28 protein-coding genes are annotated in these 25,120 nt (G+C 68.0%); 10 read left to right on the forward strand and 18 right to left on the reverse strand.

All coding sequences use genetic code 11. From position 1 onward, the window contains the following. Window positions 1–29 precede the first annotated feature (29 nt). Window positions 30–629: a hypothetical protein gene (locus tag IB227_RS03115; protein ID WP_192286269.1), complete on the reverse strand. Its 600-nt coding sequence runs from the start codon at window positions 627–629 to the stop codon at window positions 30–32. Window positions 630–777: 148 nt separating this feature from the next. After that, on the reverse strand, window positions 778–1,365 hold the full coding sequence (gene thpR / locus IB227_RS03120; RefSeq protein ID WP_132864454.1) for an RNA 2',3'-cyclic phosphodiesterase: 588 nt from the start codon (window positions 1,363–1,365) through the stop codon (window positions 778–780). Window positions 1,366–1,664: 299 nt separating this feature from the next. On the opposite strand from thpR, the gene IB227_RS03125 reads away from it, so the two are divergent. After that, the gene (locus IB227_RS03125; RefSeq protein WP_192286270.1) at window positions 1,665–2,861 is read left to right on the forward strand and encodes a transglutaminase domain-containing protein; all 1,197 of its coding nucleotides are present in this window, start codon (window positions 1,665–1,667) and stop codon (window positions 2,859–2,861) included. A gap of 1 nt (window position 2,862) precedes the next feature. On the opposite strand, the gene IB227_RS03130 is transcribed toward IB227_RS03125, so the two are convergent. Next, window positions 2,863–3,195, reverse strand: a complete 333-nt coding sequence (locus IB227_RS03130; RefSeq protein WP_132864456.1) for a zinc ribbon domain-containing protein YjdM — start codon at window positions 3,193–3,195, stop codon at window positions 2,863–2,865. Between the two features lie 194 nt (window positions 3,196–3,389). Here IB227_RS03130 and IB227_RS03135 point away from each other — a divergent pair, with 194 nt between their 5' ends. After that, a complete protein-coding gene (locus tag IB227_RS03135; protein ID WP_192286271.1) occupies window positions 3,390–4,751 on the forward strand; it encodes an Hsp70 family protein in 1,362 nt (453 codons plus the stop codon). 108 nt (window positions 4,752–4,859) lie between these two features. Here IB227_RS03135 and IB227_RS03140 read toward each other — a convergent pair whose 3' ends face one another. The 3 genes from IB227_RS03140 to IB227_RS03150 are packed head-to-tail and all read right to left on the reverse strand — an operon-like array spanning window position 4,860 to window position 6,879. Then, window positions 4,860–5,753: a DUF4097 family beta strand repeat-containing protein gene (locus IB227_RS03140; protein WP_192286272.1), complete on the reverse strand. Its 894-nt coding sequence runs from the start codon at window positions 5,751–5,753 to the stop codon at window positions 4,860–4,862. Window positions 5,754–5,764: 11 nt separating this feature from the next. Then, window positions 5,765–6,304, reverse strand: coding sequence for a hypothetical protein (locus tag IB227_RS03145; protein ID WP_192286273.1), 540 nt, complete (start codon window positions 6,302–6,304; stop codon window positions 5,765–5,767). Continuing rightward, the gene (locus tag IB227_RS03150) at window positions 6,304–6,879 is read right to left on the reverse strand and encodes a sigma-70 family RNA polymerase sigma factor (RefSeq protein WP_192286274.1); all 576 of its coding nucleotides are present in this window, start codon (window positions 6,877–6,879) and stop codon (window positions 6,304–6,306) included. The genes IB227_RS03145 and IB227_RS03150 overlap by 1 nt, the downstream gene beginning before the upstream one ends. Before the next feature lie 125 nt (window positions 6,880–7,004). Here IB227_RS03150 and IB227_RS03155 point away from each other — a divergent pair, with 125 nt between their 5' ends. The 4 genes from IB227_RS03155 to IB227_RS03170 all read left to right on the forward strand — a co-directional run bounded on the left by IB227_RS03155 (window position 7,005) and on the right by IB227_RS03170 (window position 10,946). After that, window positions 7,005–8,270, forward strand: a complete 1,266-nt coding sequence (locus IB227_RS03155) for an ectonucleotide pyrophosphatase/phosphodiesterase (protein ID WP_192286275.1) — start codon at window positions 7,005–7,007, stop codon at window positions 8,268–8,270. Window positions 8,271–8,304: 34 nt separating this feature from the next. Further along, on the forward strand, window positions 8,305–8,889 hold the full coding sequence (locus tag IB227_RS03160; RefSeq protein WP_207911801.1) for a mechanosensitive ion channel family protein: 585 nt from the start codon (window positions 8,305–8,307) through the stop codon (window positions 8,887–8,889). Window positions 8,890–9,076: 187 nt separating this feature from the next. Further along, window positions 9,077–10,333, forward strand: coding sequence for a sugar transporter (locus IB227_RS03165; protein WP_192286276.1), 1,257 nt, complete (start codon window positions 9,077–9,079; stop codon window positions 10,331–10,333). Window positions 10,334–10,442: 109 nt separating this feature from the next. Further along, a complete protein-coding gene (locus IB227_RS03170; RefSeq protein WP_192286277.1) occupies window positions 10,443–10,946 on the forward strand; it encodes a GNAT family N-acetyltransferase in 504 nt (167 codons plus the stop codon). Between the two features lie 21 nt (window positions 10,947–10,967). On the opposite strand, the gene IB227_RS03175 is transcribed toward IB227_RS03170, so the two are convergent. Both IB227_RS03175 and IB227_RS03180 read right to left on the reverse strand, forming a co-directional pair. Beyond that, window positions 10,968–11,234, reverse strand: coding sequence for a DksA/TraR family C4-type zinc finger protein (locus tag IB227_RS03175; protein WP_192286278.1), 267 nt, complete (start codon window positions 11,232–11,234; stop codon window positions 10,968–10,970). A gap of 75 nt (window positions 11,235–11,309) precedes the next feature. Beyond that, entirely contained in the window at window positions 11,310–11,864 is a 555-nt protein-coding gene (locus IB227_RS03180; RefSeq protein WP_192286279.1) for a DUF2058 domain-containing protein, read from the reverse strand. A gap of 75 nt (window positions 11,865–11,939) precedes the next feature. Between IB227_RS03180 and IB227_RS03185 the strand changes: the two genes are divergently transcribed. Both IB227_RS03185 and IB227_RS03190 read left to right on the forward strand, forming a co-directional pair. After that, window positions 11,940–12,437 carry a M48 family metallopeptidase gene (locus IB227_RS03185; RefSeq protein WP_192286280.1) on the forward strand — a complete coding sequence of 166 codons (498 nt, stop codon included), beginning with the start codon at window positions 11,940–11,942 and terminating at the stop codon, window positions 12,435–12,437. A gap of 64 nt (window positions 12,438–12,501) precedes the next feature. Continuing rightward, a complete protein-coding gene (locus IB227_RS03190) occupies window positions 12,502–13,212 on the forward strand; it encodes an RNA pseudouridine synthase (protein WP_192286281.1) in 711 nt (236 codons plus the stop codon). 81 nt (window positions 13,213–13,293) lie between these two features. Here IB227_RS03190 and IB227_RS03195 read toward each other — a convergent pair whose 3' ends face one another. The 6 genes from IB227_RS03195 to IB227_RS03220 form a co-directional block, all read right to left on the reverse strand. Then, window positions 13,294–13,731, reverse strand: a complete 438-nt coding sequence (locus IB227_RS03195; RefSeq protein ID WP_132864469.1) for a ClpXP protease specificity-enhancing factor — start codon at window positions 13,729–13,731, stop codon at window positions 13,294–13,296. Window positions 13,732–13,812: 81 nt separating this feature from the next. Next, window positions 13,813–14,448 carry a glutathione S-transferase N-terminal domain-containing protein gene (locus tag IB227_RS03200; protein WP_132864470.1) on the reverse strand — a complete coding sequence of 212 codons (636 nt, stop codon included), beginning with the start codon at window positions 14,446–14,448 and terminating at the stop codon, window positions 13,813–13,815. Between the two features lie 135 nt (window positions 14,449–14,583). Beyond that, entirely contained in the window at window positions 14,584–15,327 is a 744-nt protein-coding gene (locus IB227_RS03205) for a cytochrome c1 (RefSeq protein WP_192286282.1), read from the reverse strand. Further along, window positions 15,320–16,579 (reverse strand): cytochrome bc complex cytochrome b subunit, encoded by a 1,260-nt coding sequence (locus tag IB227_RS03210; RefSeq protein WP_192286283.1) that lies wholly within the window; start codon window positions 16,577–16,579, stop codon window positions 15,320–15,322. Before IB227_RS03210 ends, IB227_RS03205 begins: the two co-directional genes overlap by 8 nt. 2 nt (window positions 16,580–16,581) lie before the next feature. Next, a complete protein-coding gene (petA, locus tag IB227_RS03215; protein WP_132864473.1) occupies window positions 16,582–17,202 on the reverse strand; it encodes a ubiquinol-cytochrome c reductase iron-sulfur subunit in 621 nt (206 codons plus the stop codon). Window positions 17,203–17,376: 174 nt separating this feature from the next. Further along, window positions 17,377–18,285: a lytic transglycosylase domain-containing protein gene (locus IB227_RS03220; protein ID WP_192286284.1), complete on the reverse strand. Its 909-nt coding sequence runs from the start codon at window positions 18,283–18,285 to the stop codon at window positions 17,377–17,379. Window positions 18,286–18,430: 145 nt separating this feature from the next. Between IB227_RS03220 and miaB the strand changes: the two genes are divergently transcribed. Then, on the forward strand, window positions 18,431–19,882 hold the full coding sequence (gene miaB, locus IB227_RS03225) for a tRNA (N6-isopentenyl adenosine(37)-C2)-methylthiotransferase MiaB (protein WP_192286285.1): 1,452 nt from the start codon (window positions 18,431–18,433) through the stop codon (window positions 19,880–19,882). A 324-nt stretch (window positions 19,883–20,206) separates the two neighbouring features. Here miaB and IB227_RS03230 read toward each other — a convergent pair whose 3' ends face one another. The 4 genes from IB227_RS03230 to IB227_RS18550 are packed head-to-tail and all read right to left on the reverse strand — an operon-like array spanning window position 20,207 to window position 23,955. Beyond that, on the reverse strand, window positions 20,207–21,295 hold the full coding sequence (locus IB227_RS03230) for an ABC transporter permease (protein WP_192286286.1): 1,089 nt from the start codon (window positions 21,293–21,295) through the stop codon (window positions 20,207–20,209). Then, the gene (locus tag IB227_RS03235; RefSeq protein ID WP_192287256.1) at window positions 21,292–22,218 is read right to left on the reverse strand and encodes an ABC transporter ATP-binding protein; all 927 of its coding nucleotides are present in this window, start codon (window positions 22,216–22,218) and stop codon (window positions 21,292–21,294) included. The genes IB227_RS03230 and IB227_RS03235 overlap by 4 nt, the downstream gene beginning before the upstream one ends. Before the next feature lie 46 nt (window positions 22,219–22,264). Next, entirely contained in the window at window positions 22,265–23,227 is a 963-nt protein-coding gene (locus IB227_RS03240) for an HlyD family efflux transporter periplasmic adaptor subunit (protein ID WP_192286287.1), read from the reverse strand. Further along, complete coding sequence (locus IB227_RS18550) at window positions 23,224–23,955, reverse strand: TetR/AcrR family transcriptional regulator (protein WP_192286288.1); 732 nt, start codon at window positions 23,953–23,955, stop codon at window positions 23,224–23,226. Before IB227_RS18550 ends, IB227_RS03240 begins: the two co-directional genes overlap by 4 nt. A gap of 153 nt (window positions 23,956–24,108) precedes the next feature. On the opposite strand from IB227_RS18550, the gene IB227_RS03250 reads away from it, so the two are divergent. Next, on the forward strand, window positions 24,109–25,092 hold the full coding sequence (locus tag IB227_RS03250) for a PhoH family protein (RefSeq protein ID WP_192286289.1): 984 nt from the start codon (window positions 24,109–24,111) through the stop codon (window positions 25,090–25,092). Window positions 25,093–25,120 lie beyond the last annotated feature (28 nt).

The following is a 25,120-nucleotide window of genomic DNA, read 5'->3' on the forward strand; positions in this document are numbered from 1 at the left end:
CGGTGGCCATAGTCTAGCCAATCGTCGGTTCAGGCCGTGGCCCGGCGCAGGTTGGCACGCGCCGCAGCGTCATAGCGTTCATGGAAGAAGTCGCTGAAGAAGATCCGCGGCTGGGCCAGCACGCCCTTGAGGAACCGGCGCCGGTTGAGCCGGAACAGGAAGCCCGGCACCTTGCCCGCATACTCCTCGGCGATGCCCCGGTCATAGGCATCGAACACCGCCGGCGGTGCCCCCAGGATCGCCATGTCGCTGTCCAGGAACAGGGCCGCATCGGCGTCCAGGTCCTCTGCCCGCAGCTTGCCGTGGCGTGCGGTCAGCGCGATCAGCTCGGCCACGCGGTCACCATCGATGCCCGCATCCGGCAGCCAGCGTTCTATCGCATCCACCGCCAGCTGCGCAGAGCGCTGCTCGTTGTCGCCGCGCCCGGCTTCATAGATGGCATCGTGGTAGAGCACGGCCAGCGCCACCTCGGCCGGCTGCTGCCAGCCCGGTCCAATCGCGACGTCGTGATAGTGCTGCAGCAACGCCTGCACATGGCCGAAGTTGTGATACGCCCGCGGCGGCCGCGCGTAGGCGGCTTCAAGCTCGGCCCATTGCCGGGGAGGCACGGTCAGCGGCAGAGTGTCCATGCGCGCATCCTGCCCGAGTACACCCGATCCGTGAAGCGTGCCCGCGTGTTGCCGGGCAGACCCGGGCGCCCTGATGGCGGCGGGGATTCCGGCACGGCGGCGGTCTCCACGATGGCGGGCAGGCCGGTGGCAGGTGTCGCTGCCGCGATTACCCCAACTGCCAGCGGCCTTCCAACTGGTAGCGGCTCTGGCCCAGGAAACTGCGGATCAGCACGAATTCGCGCACGAACCAGCGCAGCGGCTGCACCGGCTGCACCGGCATGCGACGCCGGTCATACAGCAGGGTCATGTGCGGGGTGAAGCGCGGGTTGGCCTTGGCCCCCACGCTCTGCAGGCAGCGCGCCAACTCGGCGTGCAGGTCACCCAGCAGCTCGGCGCCGTATTCGCTCTGCAGCACGAACGGGTTCTGGTGGTTGCCGGCGAAGCTGCCCACCTGGTCGAAGCAGACCTCGAATTCCGGGGCCTGCACCCGGCTGGCGGCCTGGCGTACCCGGGCCAGCAGGCTCGGTGGCAGCCCGGCGTAGTCGCCGATGTGGTGCAGGGTGACGTGCAGCCGTTCGGTGTCCAGCGGGCGCCCTTCCAGCCCGTGCTCGTCACGCAGCCCTTCGGCCAGCTCGGAGATCCGCTCGGCGGTGAGCGGATCCGGCAGCACCGCGAAGAACAGGCGCTCGGTCGGGATGTCACTGCCAATGCCCAGCGAAAGCTGTGCCTGGTCAGAGGGAAGGAACTTCTTCATGGATTCGCGCTGGAAGCCGCCGGCCGGAGCCGTCTGTGGCGGAGGCCGATACTGACTGGGGCCGCGGATACTAGCAGACCCCGCCGGTCGCCGGGACCGCCGCGCGCCTCCACTGCCGCGGTGCGATGGACAAAAACTCGCCACCGCCGCCAGACCCTCGTCCCCCGGGGGCTGCCGCGGGTTATCCACATGTTTGCCCGGCGCTGGTCCACATGCGTTGTGGATCACGCCAAATACACTTCCACCCTGCCTCCAGAGGCATACACTGGGGCGGCCGCAGCAACCTCCAGGTGGTCGCCATGATCGGTTGGAACGCTTTGACCCTGCTCGCCGCCACAACCCTGGCCCCGCCGCCGCAGGCCCCGGTCCTGCCCGCGCAGGAGATCCCCACGCCCGCCCAGATCATGGAAATCCCGCCGGACGTGAAGGCGGTGCTCCAGGAACAGGTGATCCGCGCCAGCAACTCGCCGGAACGGCGCCTGCAGCGGCTGGTCGAACTGGTATTCCAGCCGACCGAACTCGGGCTGGAATACGACACCGAGGCCACCCTCACCGTGGCCGAGACCTGGCGGCTGCGACGTGCCAACTGCCTGTCCTTCACCCTGCTGTTCGTCGCCATGGCCCGCGAGATCGGGCTGGAAGCACGCATGCAGGAGGTTGGCCAGGTGATGACCTGGTACGAGAACCAGGGGCTGATCTTCAATGCCGGGCACGTCAACGTCGGGCTGCGCGTGGATGGGCGCATGGCCACGCTGGACCTGGACCGCAACGTGCTCTACGACGCACGCGGCCCACAGCCGATCTCCGACGCGCGGGCGCTGGCGCACTTCTACAACAACCGCGGTGCCGAGCAGCTGGCGGCGCATGACTACACCACCGCACGCCGCTACTTCGAAGCGGCCCTGGCGATGGACCCCCGCTTCGTCTCGGCGATGAACAACCTCGGCGTGCTGGAAACACGCAGCAACAACGACCAGGCCGCCGCCCGCGACTTCGATGCTGCCCTGGCCATCAACCGCATGCACCCGGCCGCGCTGCACAACGCCGCCTACCTCTACCAACGCGTGGGCGACACTCGGCACGCCGCACTGCTGCGCGAGCGCCTGGAGCGCTCGCGCAAGCGCGACCCGTTCTACCAGTTCATGCAGGGCGTGCTTGCCGAGCGAGCCGGCAACTACCCGCAGGCCTCCCATTTCTACCATGCCGCGATCGACCTGTACCCGCGGGCGCACCAGTTCCATTTCGGGCTGGCACGCACCTATTTCCTGACCGGCAACAACCGCCAGGCCGAGCGCGAGATGACGCGCGCACGCGCATTGGGCGGGACCAACGAAGTGCGCGCGATCTACCAGGCCAAGCTGGACAGCCTGCGACGGCTGGACCCCCGCCACGCCGTGCGCGACAGCCGGCCAAACGGCCTACCGCCCTTGCCGGCGCCGGCAATCATCCAGCAGCACCTGCGCGGCGAACCGACGGGCAGTCGCGACTGGCGTTGAATCAGGCCTTGCGCAGGAAGCAGGTCTTCAGCACCAGCCCCTTGATCTTGTCCGAGTTGCCTTCGATGTGCTCGGCGTCGTCCTCGACCAGGCGGATGTTGCGGATCACCGTGCCCTGCTTGAGCGGGATCGACGAGCCCTTGACCTTGAGGTCCTTGATCACGGTGACAGTGTCACCGGCCAGCAGCACGTTGCCGTTGCTGTCGCGGACCACCACCGCATCGGCCTGCGCTTCGCCGGGCGTCCACTCATGGCCGCAATCGGCGCAGATCCACAGGGCGCCGTCCGGATAGACGTTCGGCTGCGAACACTGGGGGCAGGAAGAAACGGGCATGGTGACTCCAGCAATGCGTAAAAGACCGCCTATTGTAGCCTTTCGCACCTGCCCGCCCGGCCTGGCGCGGGAACGCCTGCATGGCCGCACTGGCGCGTGAACGTCGGCCGCCCGGGGCCGCACCGTGAAATCTGCGGTGCCGGCGGGCGTAGTACAGTGCGCGGCCGATTCAACCGCACGCCCCCGGACGCTCCATGAAACTCGGCATCGACTTCGGCACCAGCAACTCGGCGGCCGCCGCCCATATCGACGGCAAGGTGGTCCCGGTCCACTTTGGCGACGCCCTGCAGTTCCGCACCACGGTGTACTTCCCCGAGGTGATGCGCGACCCCAACGATTTCGAACTCACCCCGGCGCTGGAACAGCAGCTCGAAGCCCTGGTCGAGTCCGGCCGCCGCGATGCCCGCAGCGCCGGCATCGACCGCAGCCCCGCGCAACTGCGTGCGGATGCGCTGCGCGTGGTGCGCCGGCAGTGGATGGAAGAACGCATCCGCGAACCGCAGAGCTCCACCACCCTGCTGCAGAACGCGGTCTACGGTGACGACGCGCTGGAAGCCTACTTCGAGGAGAACGAAGGCAACCTGGTGCAGAGCCCGAAATCGATGCTCGGCTACAACCTGCACCCGCGCGCCAGGCAGACCATCACCGGCATTGCCACGCACATCCTCGAGCACATCCGCCTGACCGCGTCCCGGCAGCTCGGCCAGAACGTGCGCAGCGCCCTGCTCGGCCGCCCGGTGCAGTTCCGCAGCTCGATCGGCGAGGCCGGCAACGACCAGGCGCTGGAGATCCTGCGCAGCGCGGCCCTGGCCGCCGGGTTCGACGAGGTGGACTTCCTCGAGGAGCCGGCCGCTGCGGCAATGCACTACCACGCCGTCAGCGATCAACGCCATGAGGCGGTGATCGTCGACGTCGGCGGCGGCACCACCGACATCGCCCATGCCAGCGTCGGCGGCGACACGCCGCCACGGATCCACCGCGCCTGGGGCATCGCGCGCGGCGGCACCGACATCGACCTTGCGCTGAGCCTGGCCGCCTACATGCCACTGTTCGGCCGCGGCATCACCCGCGTGCCGACCCATCACTACGTGGAAGCGGCGATGGTGCAGGACACGCCGCGCCAACGTGAGTTCCGCCAGCACAACTACGATGCGGTCGATGCCCCCTACGGGCCGCGTCTGCAGGCATTGCAGGACACCGGCAACACCGCGCGCCTGTACCGCGCGGTGGAGCAATGCAAGATCGCGCTGAGCAGCACCGACTCGCACGCCAGCGCGTTGTCCTTCATCGAAGCCGGTTTATCGGTGGAGACCGATGCGCCCCATCTGGGCAATGCCGCCGGCGGTTATCTGGGTGAACTGGAAGCGCTGCTGGCGCAGGTCCGGCAGGACATCGGCCACGAGCCGGCGGCGGTGTTCCTGACCGGCGGCATGTCACGCGCCGGCTACATCCAGCGCGCGGCCGCAGCGGCCTTCCCGAATGCCACGCTGGTCCACGGCGACCCGTCGTTCGGCGTGGTGCAGGGCCTGGCGTTGGCGGCCACCGCCGCCCCGTAGGAGCGCCCTCCGGCGCGAAGCCGGTGCTCGACACCACCCGCATGAACCGCGGTGATGCACCGGCTCCGTGCCGCGGTTTCGCGGCCGGGACTGTTCCCGCCCGGACCGTCAGCGGTCACCCAGCTTCACCCGCACGCTGCCCGAGTGCGAGCTGATGCTGATGTCACCATCACCGCCGCCCAGGCGGGTTTCCAGGCTGCGCCCCGGGCCGTACTGCGGGCGCTCCACCGTGCCGACGTCGGACTGGATGCTGCCGCTGAAGCTGTTCGCCTTCAGCTGCGCCGAGGTGCGTGCCGGCAAGGTCAACGAAACCCCGCCGCTGACCGTCTGCAGGTTGATCCGGCCACCCGGTGCCAGGCCGGCGCTGCGCACGCCCAGGCTCCCGGAGACGGTTTCGGCAGTGAGCCGCTGTACCGCACTCAGGTTCAGGTCGATCGCACCGGACACGCTGTTGGCGCTGACCTCGCCGCCGCTGGAACCGGCCACGTTGATCTGCCCGCTGACCGTCTGCAGGTCCAGCCGAGGGGTCCGCAGCTGCGAGCGGATCGCGCCACTGACCGTGTTCAGGTCGGTTTCGCCGGCCTGGCCTTCGGCGGTGATCGAGCCGCTGACCGAAGTGGCCTGCAGGCGGCGCAGGTCGACCTGGCCGACATCGATGCTGGCGCTGACCGTGCTGGCCTGCAGTTGCGCCGAACGCGGCACCCGCAGCTCCAGCACCGCGCCACGGGTGTTGCGGCTGTTCTGCGGGTAGACCACCTTGAACTGCACGCGGTTGGCGCTGTTCTCCACGTCCAGCCGCTGGCCGTCGCCGAGGGTGCCGGTCAACTGCACTTCGTTGCGGTCCCAGCCACGCACGGTGACCGAACCGGCGACGTTGCCCAGTTCGACCCGGCCACCACTGGACAGCGGCAGGCGTTGGTTGACCGTGCTCTGGGCGAACACGGAAGCGATCGGCGCCAGCAGCAGCGTGGCGGCCAGCAGGTTGCGCAGGGAGGCATTCATGAGGGGCTCCTTCAGGTGGATAGTCCGGTGGCCGCGAGGCCCTGCCGGGTGAGTTCAAGGCGCAGCGCGTAGGTGCGCCGCAGTTGGCCGAGCAGGAACCCGGCATGCGGGCTCTGGTCGATGGCGGTGCGGATGCTGCCGGCGCTGGCATCCAGTTCATCCAGCGCCGGCCGCAGTTCGGCCGGCACGGTCTCGGCCGGGATGGTGGCGATAGCCTGGCGGTACTCGTGGGTGATCACGTTGGCCTGCCGCTGCAGTGGCGTGTCCGTCATCGCCACCGTCGCCGGCCGACCGGGTTGCCACAGTGCGAATGTCCCCACGAATGCCAGCACGGCCGCTGCGGCCCCGGCCAGCCACGGCCAGCGTCGCACCGCACGCCGTGGGCGCGGGAGTTGCGCCGGTACCGGCAGCGGCGTCGCGCCGATACGCGGCGCCGGCGGCGCCTGTTCCAGCTGTGCCGCGATGCGCTGCCACACCGCCGCCGAAGGCAGGCGCTCGCGCGGCAAGGCCGCCAGCTGCCGGGTCAGGTCGTCGTTGTCGTTCTCTTCCATCATGTGTCTCCAAGCCGTGCGCGCAGCAGGCCGCGCGCGCGGTGCAACTGGGCTTTGGAACTGCCTACAGCCATCTGCAGTTCCTCGGCGATCTCGTGGTGTTTCCAGCCTTCGATGTCATGCAGCACCAATACGGCCCGTGCACGCGGCGGCAGCGTCTGCAGTGCGCGTTCCAGGTCCAGCCCGGTGGCATGGCAGCGCGTGACATCGGCCATGCCGGTCAGCACCTCCATCCCGCTTTCACCGATATCCAGCGACTCGAAGGCGGCGCTGGCACGCAGTTCCATCAGCGCGGTGTTGACCGCCATGCGGTGCAACCAGGTGCCCAGCGCGCTTTCGAAGCGGAACTGCGGCAACTTGCGCCAGGCCAGGATGAAGGTTTCCTGCAGCACGTCCTCGGCACGCGCGGCGTTGCCGCCGCACAACCGCCAGAGCAGGGCGTTCAAGCGCGGGGCATGCCGGCGATACAGGCGCTCGAAGGCATGCACGTCGCCGCCGGCGGCGGCACGGGCCAGCGCGGTGTCGTCCACGGCGGGCGGGGAAAGGCTGGCGAGGGTCACGGTGGCGTCGAGCATATCCATTGGATGCAGGGCCCGCGCAAAAGGTTTAAAGCCCACCGCGATCGGTGGCAGCCGTGCCGGCGCTGGCAGCCCCCGCGCGCTTGGCCGACAATCCAGCCTCGCCTCCCTGTAGCTGTTCCATGCTCCGATCCAGCGCCCTGCTGTGCGCCGCCCTCGCCTTGGCCGGCTGTGCCAGCACCCCACCCGCCGCCGTCCGGGCACCCGCCGATGCGCCGCGCCTGCCGCTTCACGCGCAGGCACCGGTGATCCTGGTGTCCATCGATGGCTTCCGCAACGACTACCTGCAGCGTGGATTGACCCCGAACCTGTCACGCATGGCCGCCGGTGGCGCGCGTGCCGAGTACATGCGGCCGTCCTATCCCTCGATCACCTTCCCCAACCACTACACGCTGGTGACCGGGCTGCGCCCGGACCATCACGGCGTGATCGCCAACTTCATGACCGACCCGGCCATCCCCGGCGTGCGCTTCAGCATGTTCGACCCGGCCACGGTGGGCGACGAGCGCTGGTGGGACGATGGCAAGCCACTGTGGACCAGCGTGCGCGAACAGGGCGGTCGCGCCGCGGCCATGTTCTGGGTCGGCTCCCAAGCGCCGGTGCACGGCGCCCGGCCAGAGTTCTGGCGGCCGTTCGACATCGAGGTGACCTCGCAGCAGCGCGTGCAGACCGTGCTGGAATGGCTGGCACTGCCCGCCGCGGAACGCCCGCATTTCGTCACCCTGTACTTCGATCGGGTCGACACGGTGGGCCACCTGCATGGCCCGGATTCACCGCAGTTGAACCAGGCCCTGGCCGAGGTCGACCAGGCCATCGGCCAGTTGCTGCAGGGCATCCGGGTACAGGGGCTGGAAGAGCGCACCAACATCGTGGTCGCCTCCGACCACGGCATGGCCGCCACCTCGCCCGAGCAGGAGCTGTACCTGGACGACCTGGTCGACGTGAGCCGGCTGGATTTCGGCTGGACCGGCGCCTACGCCTCGTTCGACGCCCTGCCCGGTGGCGAGGCGGCGGCCCGGCAACTGCTGGCCGGCACCTACCCGCACTTCCGCTGCATGACCCGCGAACAGATTCCGGCGCGGTTCGAGTACGGCCACCATCGCCGTGTGCCGGCCTTCATCTGCATGGCCGACGTCGGCTGGCAGGTGACCACCCGCCAGGCGCAGCAACGCAAGGGCCATCGCCTCAACGGCGAGCACGGGTACGACAACACGCTGCCGGAGATGCGGGCACCGTTCATCGGCCATGGCCCTGCCTTCCAGCCCGGCGTGGTGATCGCGCCGATCGACAACGTGGACCTCTATCCGCTGCTGGCGCGCCTGCTCGGCATCACGCCGGCCGCCAATGATGGCCAACCCGCACATACCGCCGCGGCATTGAAGCAATGAAGGCGCGCGCAGCCATGCGCCTGCAAGGAGATTGATGATGAAGCAGTTCCTGCCACCGACCCTGCACGAATGGGTTGCACCGCTCAACACCACCCTGATGATCGTCCTGATCCTGTGCGTGGCCGCCCTGCTGCGGATGCTGGTGCGGCGCCTGTTGTCGCGGCTGGGTCGGCATTACACGCTACCCCAGCCGATCGAACTGGCGATCCGGCGGCTGTCCAACTTCATCATCTGGACCGCCACGCTGTTGACCGTGCTCAACCAGGTGGGGGTGGCCCCGTCGGTGCTGTGGACCGCGTTCACCGGCTTTGCGGCGGTCGGCGCGGTGGCATTCTTCGCGGCCTGGAGCGTGCTTTCCAACATCTTCTGCACCTTCCTGATCTTCACCACCCGCCCGTTTCGCCTGGGCGACCAGATCGAGTTGCTGGAGAACGGCGAGAAGCCCGGCCTGAAGGGCCTGGTGGTCGACATCAACCTGATCTACACCACCCTGCATGAAATCGGCGGTCCTGCCGAGGGCACCCTGATGCAGATCCCCAACAGCCTGTTCTTCCAGCGCGGCCTGCGCCGCTGGCGCACTGGCGAAACGGCGCCGACGACGATCGCCGGCGACGGCTGAGGCCCAGGCGGCGGGATGGCCCCTTGGCCATCCCGCGTGGCGGGCAGCCGACGCGCCACCGAGGCTGGCACCAAAACTGAACCCTCGGCAGCATGCGCCCGCTGCACCACAGCTTTTCATTCATGCCGCACTGCAGCATGCGAAAATTGGCGCCATTCCCGGCCCCGCCGCTGCTGCACCCCGCCCGATGTCCTCCCTGAACACCTCCTGCCCTGCCTCCCCGGCGGATACCCCGTCGCCCGCCGCCGCGATTCCCGCCCCGCGCAGCGACCGCCAACGCTGGGCCAGCGTCATCGCACTGGCGCTGGCCGCGTTCGTGTTCAACACCAGCGAGTTCGTCCCGGTGGGCCTGCTCAGCGACATCGGCGGCAGCTTCGGCATGCCCATCGAGCACGTCGGGCTGATGCTGACCATCTATGCCTGGGTGGTGGCGCTGACCTCGCTGCCGTGCATGCTGCTGACCCGCAACCTGGACCGCCGCCGCCTGCTGCTGGGCGTGTTCGCGCTGTTCGTCGCCAGCCACGTGGTGTCCGGCATCGCCTGGAGCTATCCGGTGCTGATGGCCAGCCGCATCGGCATCGCGCTGGCGCATGCGGTGTTCTGGTCGATCACCGCCTCGCTGGCGGTGCGGGTGGCCCCCGAGGGCAAGCGCCCCCAGGCGCTGGGCCTGCTGGCCACCGGCACCTCGGTGGCGATGGTGCTGGGCATTCCGCTGGGCCGGATCGTCGGTGAATGGCTGGGCTGGCGCATCACCTTCTTCGCCATCGGCGGCGTGGCGCTGCTGGTGATGGTGGTACTGGCGCGGCTGCTGCCGGCCCTGCCCAGCCAGAACAGCGGTTCGGCCAGCAGCCTGCCGGTGCTGTTGCGGCGCCCGGCGCTGGTCGCCCTGTACGTGCTGGTGATGGTGGTGGTGTCGGCGCAGTTCACCGGCTACAGCTACATCGAACCGTTCGTGCAGAGCATCGGCGGCTTCGATGCCCACGTCACCACGCTGGTCCTGCTGCTGTTCGGCGGCATGGGTTTCCTCGGCAGCGTGCTGTTCTCGCGCTACGGCCTGCGCTGGCCGCGTGGCTTCCTGCTGGCGGCCATCGGCACCCTGGCCACCTGCCTGTTGTTGCTGCGTACCGGCCTGGCCAACGCAACGCTGCTGTACGTGCTGGTTTCGGTGTGGGGCGTGGCGATGATCTGCTTCGCGCTGTCGATGCAGTCCAAGGTGCTGCACCTGGCCGCCGATGCCACCGACGTGGCGATGGCACTGTTCTCGGGCATCTTCAACATCGGCATCGGCGCCGGTGCCTTGATCGGCAGCCAGGTCAGCCTGCACCTGGGCATGCAGCACATCGGCCTGGTCGGCGGGCTGCTGGCCAGCGCGGGCTGGTTGTGGTGCCTGTTCGCACTGCTGCGCTGGGGGCGCAGTTTCCGCCTGCCCGCCGCCGCGCCCTGAGCGCGCCGGCCTGCACGTTTCCTGCGCACCGGCTGCAGGTATGCTGGCGCCCAACCGCCCCTGCTTCCGGGGGCGTGGCATCGGGGGAGAAGTGGACCAGGACATCATCTTGCGCGACGGAACGGTCGCCGACGCCGCCGCGCTCAGTGCGCTGGTCACGCCGTTGGCCCGCCATCTGCTCGACGCCGACACCGGCGCCACCGCCCACGCCTTCCTCGCCTCGCTGGCCCCGGCCAGCTTCGCCGAACGGCTGGCATCGAAGGCGTTCGCGCATTACGTGGTCGAAGACGGCAGCGGCCTGTGCGGCATGATCGCCATCCGCGAAGACAGCCATGTCCACCACCTGTTCGTCAGCCGCGGCACCCGTCGGTGCGGCATCGCCCGGCAGCTGTGGGAACACGCGCTGCGCGTCCACGGCCGCCGCGAGTACACGGTCAATTCATCGGAGGTGGCGGTGCCGGTCTACGAGCGCTTCGGTTTCGTCGCCAAGGCCGCGCCACAGACGGTCAAGGGCGTGCGCTTCGTGTTGATGGAGCGTCCGCGGCTGGTCAAGCCGGTCATCCACAAGCAGTACCTCAACGCCGCGCTGTCGGACTCCCGCTCCGGGCAGTAAGCCCTCCGCCGCGCGGTGGCTTCAACGCAGCTGGCTGTCCTTGCTGCCGCGCCGGTTGTAACCGCTGTGCGCGGCCTCCTCGGCATCCAGCGCCTGCTGGCAGTTGACGCACAACCGCACGCCGGGCACGGCCTTGCGACGCGCCTCGGGAATCGGCGCCTCGCATTCCTCGCAATGGGTCAGCCCCGGGCCGCTGGGCAGGCGGCTGCGCGCACGCTTGATCGCGTCGTCGACGGTGGCATCGATCTGGTCCTGAACGGCGGTATCGCCCGCCCAACCGGTCGCCATGGCTGTTGCTCCTCGTTCGCCAACCCCTAGCGTAGCGCGGCTGGCCAAATGCCAGCACAACCGCGCCGGTTCAGCTCACCACATCAGGTCGTCGGGCACCTGGAACTGGGCGTAGTACGCGTCGTCCTCGGCATTGCCGGTGGAGATCGGGGCATCGGCGCTCTGCCCGTGGTCGAGCACGATCAGCTCGGCGGCGCGCAGGCGTACCTGCTCGGCGGCCACGCGCGGCAGCAGCTCGAAGCCCTCGCCATGGCGCACGATCACCAGCGCGCCGGACGCCAGCTGCTTGCGCAGCGCCTCGCTGACCAGCAGGGTGCGGATCACCTCGCCATCGCTGAAGCGGTATTCCAGCTCACCGCCGCGCGCCACCTTGCGGTCACCGATGATCTGCCGGGCCTGGGCACGCAGTTCGTCGGCGCGGCGCTGCGCGTTGCGCTCGGCGGCCAGCTGGCGGTCCTTCTCGGCCTTCTCGGCGCGGGCGCGGTCGGCCTCGCGCTGGCTCTCGGTCGGTGCCGCCGGCCCCTTGCCATGGCGAGCCTTGACCTGCTCGCGCGCCACCTGGGACACCTGGGATTTCTTGACCAGCCCTGCCTTGAGCAGCTGTTCCTGCAGCGGATTTGCCTTTGCCATCGTCGTGTTCGGTGTTCTGTTGCCAATGCCTGCCATGATAGCGGGCCTCCCGCCCGCAAGCCCGTACCACCGTCGATGCAACCGCTGAAGTACCTGAACGGCTACCCCGAACACCTCCAGCAGAGCGCCCGCGACCTGCTCGCGCAGGGCCGCTTGGGCGAAGTCATCCGGCGTCGCCACGACCAGCCGCATGACGTGCGCAGCGACCGCCAGCTCTACGACTACGTGCAGGCCCTGAAGGAACGCCACCTGCGCCAGTCGGTGCCACTGGGCAAGGTGCTGTACGACGGCAAGCTGCAGGTGATCAAGCACGCGCTGGGCCTGCATACCGCCATCTCGCGCAACCATGGCGGCAAGCTCAAGGCCAGCCGCGAAATCCGCATCGCCAGCGTGTTCCGCGAGGCGCCGGCGCCGTTCCTGCGGATGATCGTGGTGCACGAACTGGCCCACCTGAAGGAGCCCGAGCACAACAAGGCCTTCTATCAGCTGTGCCTGCACATGGAACCGGACTACCACCAGCTGGAGTTCGACCTGCGCCTGTACCTGACCGCGCTGGAGCATGAAGGCGGCTGAACCCGGCATCGCCGCCTGCCGCCGCGGGCGCTACACTCCCCGCCCGCCGTAGAGCCTTCCGCCCATGACCACGCCCATCCGCCTCGACAAACGCCTCGCCGCGCAGCTGCAGTGCTCACGCGCCCAGGCCCAGCAGTACATCGAGGGCGGCTGGGTCAGCGTGGACGGCGTGGTGGTGGAAACCCCGCAGACCCTGGTCGCCGATGAGCAGGTCAGCCTGGCCGCCGATGCCAGCACCGGGGCCGCCGAGCCGACCACCCTGCTGTTCAACAAGCCGGCCGGCACCGACGCCGCGCAGGTGCTTAACCTGCTGCAGGAAGCCAACCGCAGCGCCGACGACGCAAGCGGCATCCGCCTGCTGCGCCGCCATTTCCTGCGGCTGGAAACCCCGATGCCACTGGGCGATGCCGACAATGGCCTGCTGGTACTGACCCAGGACTGGCGCGTACGCCGGCACCTGCTCGAAGCCGGCCCGTCGCTGGAGCAGGAGTTCATGGTCGATGTGGAAGGCAGCGCCAGCCCGTGGACGCTGTCCCGCTTGACCCACGGCCTTCGCTACGAGGGCCGTGCCCTGCCCAGCTGCAAGGTCAGCTGGCAGAGCGAGCAACGCCTGCGCTTTGCGATCAAGGACGTGCGCCCGGGCCAGTTGCAGCACATGTGCGCGGAAGTCGGCCTGCAGGCCACCCAGGTCCGCCGGCTGCGCATCGGCCGCATCGGCCTGAGCAGGATGCCCGAGGGACAATGGCGCTACCTGGGCGCGGGCCAGCGGTTCTGACCCCACTGCTGCCGGACAACGCGGCAATACAAGCCACCGGTGAGCCCAACGAAAACCGCCGCCTTGCGGCGGCGGGGAGGATTACTTGACCACGCGCAGGTGCGGGCGCTTGCCCGCCGGCGGTGGCGATGGCGCGTCCGGCGGCGTGGTCGGGGGCAAGTCCTCGTCCGCGGCCGGCTCGGTGCCGGGAATGTCATCCGGCAGCGCCATGCCCTGCCCGGTCTCGCGGGCATAGACGGCCAGGATCGCCGGGATCGGCACGTACACCGGGAAGCTCACGCCGGAAAAACGCGCGGTGAAACTGACCGCATCATTGTCGATGTGCAGGCCCATCACCGCGCGCTCGGCGATGTTGAGCACCACGCGCTCTTCCTTGATCGCACTGGACGGCACCTGCACGCCCGGCACGCCGGCATCGACCATCACGTGCGGGGTCATGCCGTTGTCGTTGATCCATTCCACCAGCGCCCGCAACAGGTACGGACGGTGGCTGCTCATGCGGAAAGTTTCTTCAGTCATCGGACAAGTGTACGCGGCATTGATGCACGATCACCGCCCGCAGGCGGTGATCGATAAGTCGGCATACAGCCGCGGCAGGCCTCAGACCGGCAGTTCGCGCAGCTTCTTTTCCTGGTCGGTCAGGCTGCGGATGAAACCCGGGTTGCGGAAGATCCGGTTGCCGTAGTCCTCGATCGCCTTGCCATCCTTGGGCAACGCCACGCCCAGCGATTCCAGCCGCCAGATGATCGGCGCCATGGCGCAGTCGGCCAGGCTCATTTCCGGGTTGAGGAAGAACTTGCTGGCCTTGAACAGCGGCACCGACTGCGCCACCAGTTCCTTCAGGCGCTTGCGGCCGGCCTCGGCCTGGGTCTTGTTGCCCAGCTGGATGGCCTGCACCTGCGGCACCCAGTCATGCTCGATGCGCAGCATCGCCAGGCGCAGTCGCGCGCGCGACAGCGGGTCCACCGGCATCAACGGCGGATGCGGGTAGCGCTCGTCCAGGTACTCGCTGACCACCGAAGCGGCGTACAGCACCAGCTCGCGCTCGACCAAGGTCGGCACCGAGTGATAGGGGTTCAGGTCGATCAGGTCCTCCGGCGGGTTCTGCGGATCCACCGGCACCAGATCGTAGGTGACACCCTTGGCTGCAAGCACCAGCCGCACCCGGTGGCAAAGCACGTCATCGGTCGCCGAAAACAGGGTCAAGGTATTTCGCATACGCACACTCGCCGCCATCAAAAGGCTCTCCAACGGCCGGAATCCGCCGACCTTACGGCCCCGCTGGCCCAGTGCCAGCGGTCGCCACGGTTACCCGAGTGTGCCAACGCACCTGCTCGATTGCCAAGGCCCTCCAGTGGGGCGGCCGCCGGGTCAGTGCACGTCTTTCCAGTACTCGGTCTTCACCAGATAAGCCAGGAACGTCAACAGCGCAAGGAACAGGACCACCCAGACACCCAGGCTCTGCCGCTTCAGGGCGGCCGGCTCGCCGGCGTACTCCAGGAAGTTGGTGATGTCCCGCACGGTCTGGTCGTACTCGCGGGCGTCCACCTTGCCCGGCTGGGCGATCTTCAGCCCGACCACCGGCGGGTCCAGCCCCGGCTGCTCGGGCTTGCCGTGCTCGGCATGCTGGATGCCCTGCAGCTCCCACAGCGGGTTGGGCATGGAGGCGTTCGGGAACACGGTGTTGTTCCAGCCCAGCGGCCGCGACGGATCCACGTAGAACGACTTGAGGTAGGTGTAGATCCAGTCGGTGCCGCGCACGCGGGCGATCAGGCTCAGGTCCGGCGGCATCTTGCCGAACCACTTGGTGGCCTCATCGTGTGGCATGGCGACCTGGATCTGCTCGCCGAACGCGGCCCCGGTGAAGTTGAGGTTGTCCATCACCTGCGCCTCGGTCAGGCCCAGGTCCTCGGCCATGCGCGAATAACGCAGGTACTTGAGCGAATGACAGCCGGAGCAGTAGCTCATGTAGGCCTGGGCACCGCGTTGCAGCGAGGCCTTGTCGCCCAGGTCGTTGCCGGCCTGCTGCAGCTTGCCCCCCTCGGCGGCATTGGCCGACACGCAGAACACCATCGCGGCGGCCATGGCCAGCCGCACCATCCATTTGTCAGTCATGCGTCGTCACCCGTTCCGGTACCGGCTTGGTGCTGTCGAGCTTGGTCCAAACCGGCATGGTGATGAAGAAGGCGAAGTACAGGAAGGTCAGCACGCGCCCCACCCAGGTCTCCCAGATCGCGGTGCCCGGACCGGAACCGATCACGCCCAGCCACACGAAGCACACCACCAGGATACCCAGCATCACCTTGGAAATCGGGCCGCGGTAGCGGATCGACTTGACCTTGGCCTTGTCCAGCCACGGCACCAGGAACAGGATGGCGATGGCCGAGAACATCACGATCACGCCGCCGAGCTTGTTCGGTACCACGCGCAACATCGCGTAGTACGGGGTGTAGTACCACACCGGCTTGATGTGCTCCGGCGTCACCAGGCGGTTGGCCTCGGTGAAGTTGTCGTGTTCCAGGAACAGCCCGCCGAAGCCTGGCGCGAAGAAGATGATGAACGCCGCCAGCACCAGCAGGAAGCCGACGCCCACCATGTCCTTGACCGTGTAGTACGGGTGGAACGGGATACCGTCCATCGGCGCGGTCGGCGACCAGCGGTTGCCCTTGGGCCCCTTTTTTATCTCCACGCCGTCGGGATTGTTCGAGCCCACCTCGTGCAACGCCCCCAGGTGCAGCACCACCAGCAGCAGCAGCACCAGCGGCAGCGCGATCACGTGCAGGGCGAAGAAGCGGTTGAGGGTGGCATCGCCGGGCAGGTAGTCGCCCATGATCCACTCGGTCAGGCCGTTGCCGATCACCGGGATGGCGCCGAACAGCGAGATGATGACCTTCGCGCCCCAGAACGACATCTGGCCCCAGGGCAGCACGTAGCCCATGAAGGCTTCGGCCATCAGCACCAGGTAGATCAGCATGCCCAGGATCCACACCAGCTCGCGCGGCTTCTTGTAACTGCCGTACATCAGGCCGCGGAACATGTGCAGGTAGACCACGATGAAGAACAGCGAGGCCCCGGTGGAGTGCATGTAGCGGATCAGCCAGCCCCACTCCACGTCGCGCATGATGTATTCAATCGATGCGAACGCCTCGGCTGCACTGGTCTTGTAGTGCATGGTGAGGAAGATGCCGGTGAGGATCTGGTTGACCAGGATCACCAGCGCCAGCGAGCCGAAGTAGTACCAGAAGTTGAAATTCTTCGGCGCGTAGTACTCGCTGACGTGCTTGCGGTACACCGGCATCAGGCCCGGGGCACGCTCGTTGACCCAGTTGGCCACGCCGGTGGCGGTACGGACGAGGATGTTGGCCATGCTCAGGCTGCCCCCTGCGGATCGACACCGATGACGATGGTGTTGTCATCGGTGTAGTGATGCGGCGGCACCAGCAGGTTGATCGGTGCCGGCACGTCCTGGAACACGCGTCCGGACATGTCGAAGCGCGACTTGTGGCAGGGGCAGAAGTAGCCCCCCTTCCACTGCGCGTCATACGGCTCGGGGCGGATCTCGGCGACCATCTCCGGCGAGCAGCCCAGGTGCGTGCACAGGCCGACCAGCACGGAGATCTCCGGCTTGATCGAGCGGAATTCGGCATTGCCCTTGAGCACGTAGTCCGGTTGCTGGTCCTTGTTGCCGGACTCGGGGTCCTTCAACCGGCCATCAAGGCTGGGCAGTGCCTCGAGGATGGCCTTGGACCGCTTGACGATCCAGATCGGCTGGCCGCGCCATTCCAGGATCAGCCGTTGGCCTTCCTGCAGGGCGCTGATGTCGGCGGTCACCGGGGCACCGGCCAACTTGGCCCGCGCACTGGGATTCCACGATTTGATGAAAGGTACAGCTGCGAAACCTACGCCAACTGCTCCGACCACCGCGGTGGTCGTTGTCAAGAACCGGCGACGCCCGGTATTGACTGGATCGTTTACCCCATCGTTGGCCATCCGGCTCTCCGACTATTGATTAGGTAGCTTGAGGCTGCCAGCAGTCTGGGTGGGGACCAGCCTGCTCTGAAACGAATCGCACGCGAGTGTAACGGAACGCTTAACGCCCGCACAACGCGATCAAACACCAGTCCGCGGGATTTGTCACGACCCGCCGCAACACGTGGCCGAAGCTTACAGGCTGGAGGTACGTTCGCCCCGATAGCGCTCGGCCAACTGGGCCACGCGCTGGACGTAGTACTGGGTCTCGCTGTAGGGCGGCACGCCACCATGGCGGTCCACCGCACCTTCGCCGGCGTTGTACCCCGCCGCAGCCAGGGTCAGGTTGCCGTTGAAGCGACGCAGCAGCCAGGACAGGTACTGCACCCCGCCACGGATGTTCTGGTTGGCGTCGTACGAATCGGTCACGCCGAAGCGACGCGCGGTGGCCGGCATCAGCTGCATCAGCCCCTGCGCGCCGGCGCGGCTGAGCGCGGTGGGATTGAACGCCGACTCGGCATGGATCACCGCCCGCACCACCGCCTCCTCGACCCCGAACTCGCGCGCGGCGGCAGCGATCTCGGCGCTGTAGGCCTGCGTATTCAGGCGTACCGTGCCGAAGTTGACCCGGGAGGTCACCCCGCAGGCATAGCAGCGTTCGATGTAGCTGTACTGGATGGTGCGGACCGGGCCGATGCTGGCAACCTGGCTCGGCCGGGTGCTGGAGTAATGCCGCACCCCGTCCTTCATATAGGAGTAGACCTGCCCGCTGACCACGCGCTGGGCACGACCAACCGTGGCCGGTGCCGTCGCCGGGGCGGGATTGCTGGCCGCGACCGGCGCCGGCTGGGCGGCGACCGCGTTGCCCCGGCCTTCGCCGGTGATGGTCGGGACCGACGGCGCGATGGCTGGCGCAGGTGCGCGCGCGGGCTCACGCGCAGGGCGGTAACTGCTCACCACGCTGCAGCTGGCCCCGCTGATGCGGCGGTTCACGTAGTTCGGGATGCCGTCGTTGCCGACGCACTTGTACAGCGTGCCGGCACTGGCCGGCAAGGCGGCCAGTGCGGCGAGCAGAATGCCGGTGATCCCCAAAATCCCCTTCATGGCGGGGGAGTCTCCCAGCTTCGGCGAGGCTTGCCAAGTATTTGACGCGGCGTGTTCTCACCCAGCCGGCCGGGGCCGATACAATAGCCCGCTTCGAATGCGGCCCCCGGGCCGCCTGCCCGCCCACCCGTCTGGAATAAGCGCCATGCCCGGGACGCCAGCCACTCCCTCGCCGATCACGGCCGGCCCTGCCGTGCCGCCTGCTGAAATGACCACTCCTGAATTGATTCCCCTGCCCGGCGCCAAGCCGAAGGTTGCCGGCGGTGCGCGCGGCAAGCTCTACATCAAGACCCACGGTTGCCAGATGAACGAGTACGACTCGGCCAAGATGGCCGACGTGCTGGCCGAGTCCGAAGGCCTGGAGCTGACCGACAACCCCGAAGAGGCCGACGTGGTGCTGGTCAACACCTGCTCCATCCGCGAGAAGGCACAGGAGAAGGTGTTCAGCCAGCTCGGCCGCTGGAAGGCGCTCAAGGCCGGCGGCCGCGACGTCATCATCGGCGTGGGCGGCTGCGTGGCCTCGCAGGAAGGCGAAGCCATCGTCAAGCGCGCGCCCTATGTGGACCTGGTGTTCGGCCCGCAGACCCTGCACCGCCTGCCGGAGCTGATCCGTGCCCGCCGCGAGCAGAACAAGCCGCAGGTGGACATCAGCTTCCCGGAGATCGAGAAGTTCGACCGCATGCCCGAGCCGCGCGCCGAAGGCGCTTCGGCCTTCGTCTCGATCATGGAAGGCTGCTCCAAGTACTGCTCGTTCTGCGTGGTGCCGTACACCCGCGGCACCGAGGTCAGCCGCCCGTTCGAGGACGTGGTGGTCGAATGCGCGCAGCTTGCCGCGCAGGGCGTGCGCGAGATCAACCTGCTCGGCCAGAACGTCAATGCCTACCGCGGCCCCTACGGCGATGGAGAGATCGCCGACCTGGGCCTGCTGATCCGCACCCTGGCCGAGATCGACGGCATCGGCCGCATCCGCTTCACCACCTCGCACCCACTGGAATTCAGCGACTCGCTGATCGATGCCTACCGCGACGTGCCCAAGCTGGCCAACTACCTGCACCTGCCGGTGCAGGCCGGCAGCGACCGCATCCTCAGCGCCATGAAGCGTGGCTACACCGCACTGGAGTTCAAGGCCAAGATCCGCAAGCTGCGCGCGGTGCGCCCGGACATCTCGATCAGCTCGGACTTCATCGTCGGCTTCCCCGGCGAGACCGACGCCGACTTCGAGAAGACCATGAAGCTGATCGAGGACGTGGGCTTTGACCAGAGCTTCTCCTTCATCTACTCGCGTCGCCCGGGCACCCCGGCCGCCGACCTGGAGGACACCATCAGCGACGCCGAGAAGCATGCGCGCCTGTCGCGCCTGCAGGCCCGCATCAACGCGCATGCCGCCACCATTTCCAATGCGATGGTGGGGACGGTGCAGTCGGTGCTGGTCGACGGCCCTTCGCGCAAGGACCCGAACGAACTGACCGGCAAGACCGAGAACATGCGTTCGGTGAACTTCGCCGGCCATGCCCGCCTGGTCGGGCAGTTCGTCGACGTGCTGATCACCGAGGCCTTGAGCAACTCGTTGCGCGGCCGGGTCGTCACCCCGGCGTAAAGGCCTGCCGATCCCGGGTGAGCGGCGCCCACCCGGGAGTGCATGCCAGCCAACAGCCAGACGTCACCCAGGAACGCCCAAGGGCGCTCTTACGGGCCGGATGCGGTCATTTTTTCGCCATGTCGTTGAAAGGCCCGCCGTTGCTGGGCTGCGCGCGGTTATCCACACCTTCATGCAGATTCGATCCACATCCAGTGTGGACAAGCTGCCCGCCCGTGGCACTTTTTTGACCGATGTACCTGAAGCCTTGCAGCACAAGGGCTGCAGCACGATATCCACAGCTTCGTCGCGTCCGCATCCACACCGGCTGTGGAGAACCCGGTCTCAGTCCAGCCGCTTGCGGAAGCGCAGGATCGCCCCGGCCATCATCACCGTGCTGAAGGCCAGCAGCGCGACCACGCCGGGCCACAGCTCCCACAGGCTCGCCCCGCGCAGCATCACGCCCCGGATCAGGCGCAGGAAGTGGGTCAGCGGCAGCACTTCGGCCAGCCACTGCACCGAGCGCGGCATGCCGGCGAACGGGAACATGAAGCCGGACAGCAGGATCGACGGCAGGAAGATGAAGAAGGTCATCTGCATCGCCTGGAACTGCGACTGTGCACGCGTGGAGATCAGCAGCCCCAGTGCCAGGTTGGCCACGATCAACAGGCCGGCGGCGATGAACACGTCGAGCAGGCTGCCGCCGATGGGCACGTGGAACAACCAGGTGCCCAGCGCCAGCACCATGCCGGTCTGCAGCAGGCCGATGATCACGTAGGGGATGACCTTGCCGATCATCAGCTCGGCGCTGGTCACCGGCGTGGCGATCAGCAGTTCCATGTTGCCGCGCTCGCGCTCGCGCACGATGGCCACCGCGGTGAACAGCACCATGGTCATGGTCAGGATCACCCCGACCAGGCCGGGGACGATGTTGACCGCCGAACTGCGCTGCGGGTTGTAAAAGCCCACCACGCTGATCGCGGTGGGCGCCAGCGGCTTGAAGCCGGCCCCATCGAACGGCATCCGTGCCAGTTGCGCGGCCGCGCTCTGCACCGCGTTGTCGCTGCCGTCGACCAGGATCTGCAACGCCTCGCGGCCTTCGGCACGTCGCCGTTCGTAATCCATGGGGATGACGATGCCGATGCTGATCTGGCCACGCCGCATCGCCTCCACCAGTTGCTGCGGGGTTTCCGCCTCCAGTACCGGCGCGACCACGCCGGTGGCGACGATGTCCCGCGCCAGCATGCGCGAGGCCGAGGTGCGCGCCTGGTCGGCGAAGCCGGCCGACAGGTCGCGCAGGTTGGTGTTGATCGCGTAGCCGAACAGCAGCAGCTGCATCACCGGGATACCGATGATCATGGCCAGGGTGATGCGGTCGCGGCGCATCTGCCGAAGCTCCTTGACCATCACGCCGAGCAGTCGTCGCAGTTTCATGCGTCCTCCGCCGTATCCACGGCCCTGCCCCGGGTCGCGGCAACGAACACATCCTCCAGGCTCGCCGCCTGCGGATGCACCTGCGCGGTGATGCCCGCCGCCTCCAGTGCCCGGGTCAATGCCTCGCCGCCCTCGTCGTCGGCCCGCAGCACGCGCAGGCTGTTGCCGATCTGCGCGACGCTGATCACGCCCGGGCAGTCGGACAGCACGCGCGCGGCCTGCCGCGGCTGTGCCGCCTCGACCACCAGCGTGCGCCCGGCCAGGCGGGCGGTGAGTTCGGCCGGGGTGCCGTCGGCGACCAGCGCGCCATGGTCGAGGATGGCGATGCGATGACAGCGCTCGGCCTCGTCCATGTAATGCGTGGACACCAGCAAGGTCGTGCCTGCATCGGCCAGTTCGAACAGTTTCTCCCAGAAATCGCGGCGCGATTCCGGGTCCACCGCGCTGGTCGGCTCGTCCAGGAACAGCAGCTCCGGCTCGTGCAGCACCGCGGCAGCCAAGGCCAGGCGCTGCTTCTGGCCGCCGCTCATGGTGCCGGCCAACTGCTTCTGGCGGTCCTGGAACCGGTACTGCTCGAGCAACACCTCGATGCGCTGGCGCGCCCGCGCGCGCGGCAAGTCGTACACGGCGGCCAGGAACTCCAGGTTCTCGCGCACGCTCAGGTCCTCGAACAACGAGAACTTCTGGGTCATGTAGCCGATGCGGCTGCGCAATGCCTCGGCCTGCTCGGGGATCTGCAACCCCAGCACCTCGATCTGGCCGGCACTGGGGGTCAACAAGCCGCACAGCATGCGGATGGTGGTGGACTTGCCCGAGCCATTGGGTCCCAGGAAGCCGTAGACCTGCCTGCGCGGCACATCCAGGTGAATGTCATCCACGGCCTTCAGCGCACCGAACAGCCGGCTCACGCCGCGCGCGCGGATCGCGATGTCATCCGACGGAGCGACGACGCGCACCGGCGCGGCCAGTTCAACGCCGGCCATCGTCCAGCACCTTCAGCGGCGCCCCGACCGGGAGCGTGGCGGCCTCCTTGCCCAGGCTGATCTCGGCGAGGTAGCTCAGGCGCTCGGCGTCCTGGCCGGTCAAGGCAAAGTACGGCGTGAACACCGGTTCGCTGCGGATCATGCGTATCCGGCCCGGGTAGACCTGCGTGGCCGCATCGCCCTGCAATTGCACCTGCAGGGCATCCCCGACCTGGAGCCGGTTGCGCAGCGCCTGCGGCAGGTAGACGCGTGCATACGGCGCCTCGCCCACCAGCAGCACCGCCAGCGGCGCGCCCTGCGCGGGCTGGTCGCCCAGCTTGTAGGGGAGGCTGTCCACGCGCCCCGCGCGTGGCGCGACCAGCGCGAGCTTGCCGAGCAGCACCGCCTGCGCGCTCACGTTGGCCTGCGCCGATGCCAGCGCCGCTTCGCCCTGCGCCACCTGTTCGATGCGACTGCCATGCAGCAGTTCGGCCAGCGCCGCGTCAGCGCGGCCGGCGTCGGCCTGCGCGCTCTGCGCCGCCGCCCGCGCGCGGTCCAGTTCCGAGGCGGCAACCAGCTGTCGCGTCCCCAGTGGCTGCAGCCGGGCGTAGTAGACCTGCGCTTGGCGTGCCTGTGCCTGTGCGGCCACCAGTGCGGCACGCGCCTGCGCGATGTCTTCGCTGCGGGGCCCGTTGTGCAGTTCGGACAACGCCGCCGTGCTCTGTGCCGCCTGCCCCTGCAAGGCGGCCAGCTGCGACTGTGCGTAGGTCAGCTCCAACTGCATCAGCGGCGCGCCCGCCGCCACCTGCTGCCCCTCGCGCACGTCGATCCGCACGATTCGTTCCGACGCCGGTGCCGGCAGCGTCACCCGGTCCCATTCCAGCGTCCCCAGCGCCTGCGGCGCCTGCCCGCGACAGGCCGCCAGCGACAACAGCATCCCGATGACAAGGAACCCACGCCGCTTGTTCATGCCTTCAGCTCCAGTCCGTGCGTCAGCAGCGCCAATGCATGGCGTTGCACCTCTTCGGCGCCCAGGTCCTGGGCGCCGGACAACGACTGCCAGATGGGGGCACTGGCCAGCGGGAACATGGTCAGCCCCATCAACGAGACCACCATCAGACGCGGATCCAGCTGCGGGTTCAACTGGCCATCGCGTTGCGCCGCGGCGAAACGCTCGACCAGCATCCGCGGCAGCACCGGGCCAACGCGTTCGATCATCAATTCGCGCAGCGCACCCCCTTCACAGAGGATCTCGCGCACCCACAGCGTCGGTAGCCACGGGTGTTCGGCCACCGCCCGCACCACGCCCTCCACGAAGGCCGCGACCAACCCCGCCACGCCTTGGCCCGCCTCCTGCACCCCGGCATGCACCTGCGCCATCACCGGCCACAGGCGTTCTTCCACCACGGCCTGTTGCAGCCGCGGCTTGTCACCGAAGTAGTAGTGGACCAGTGCCGGCGTCACGCCCGCACGCTGCGCGATGTCCCGCAGTGATGTCGCGGCGATGCCCTTTGCGACGAAGCATGCCAGCGCGGCATCCAGCAACTGGACGCGCAGATCCGCCGCATCCTGCGTGGGGCGACGCCCGGGGGTGCGTTTGCGGGGCTTGCGGGACGACGCTGCCGGGACACCCGGCGCGACCGTTGGGGCCTGCGCTGCGGGGGCATCCACGGAGGGCTTGGCGGGCTTTCGATTCATTCGCTCATTTAATTCAACGATTAATTAAATTTCAAGCCCCCGCTCTCCCGGCACTTTGGCGATTGCCGGCCCGCCCGGACCGCGGCTCAGGACCACCCGCCGCGTCCCCTGCGGCGGCCTTGATGTCCCCGCCATCGCCACCATCTATCGCCCATGACTGCCATCACCCATCGCGACTTCACCCTGGACCCCATCGACAACGAACGACTGGCCAACCTGTCCGGTCCGTTCGACGAGCACCTGCGCCAGATCGAGCTCAAGCTCGGCGTGCAGATCGCCAACCGCGGCCATGTGTTCCGGGTCAGTGGCCCCGGCAAGACCGCCGCCGAGGCCGAGAAGCTGATCAACGCCCTCTACGCCGAGGCTGCCGACACCGTATTCGACAGCCACGGCATCCACCTGCGGCTGAACCAGGCCAACGTCGAGCAGGTGGTCGATCAGGCCTACGAAGCCCAGGAAGTGGCGATCAAGGTCAAGCGCGGCACCGTGCGCGGCCGCGGTGCCAACCAGGCCAAGTACCTGCACCAGATCACCACCCACGACATCAACTTCGGCATCGGTCCGGCCGGCACCGGCAAGACCTTCCTGGCCGTGGCGATGGCGGTGGAAGCCTTGAACGAATCGCGCGTGCAGCGCCTGATCCTGGTGCGCCCGGCGGTGGAGGCCGGCGAGAAGCTGGGCTTCCTGCCCGGCGACCTGACCCAGAAGGTCGATCCCTACCTGCGCCCACTCTATGACGCCCTGTACGAAATGCTCGGCGTGGAGAAGGTGGCCAAGCTGCTGGAGAAAAACGTCATCGAGATCGCGCCGCTGGCCTACATGCGCGGGCGCACGCTCAACGATGCCTTCGTGATCCTGGACGAGGCGCAGAACACCACCATCGAGCAGATGAAGATGTTCCTGACCCGCCTGGGCTTCGGCTCGACCGCGGTGGTCACCGGCGACCTGACCCAGACCGACCTACCCAAGCACATGAAGTCCGGCCTGCGCGATGCGATCGAGGTACTGCGCGACGTGGACGGCGTCAGCTTCACCTTCTTCGAGGCCCGCGACGTGGTCCGCCATCCGCTGGTGGCGCGCATCGTCAACGCCTACGACCGGCGCGACCTGCAGCAGGTCAAACCCGGCGCCGAGTAAGCCTTACACTCCGGGCATCACCTGCACA

Origin of the sequence: Stenotrophomonas sp. STM01 (assembly GCF_014852135.1) — a bacterium.
GTDB lineage: Bacteria > Pseudomonadota > Gammaproteobacteria > Xanthomonadales > Xanthomonadaceae > Stenotrophomonas > Stenotrophomonas capsici.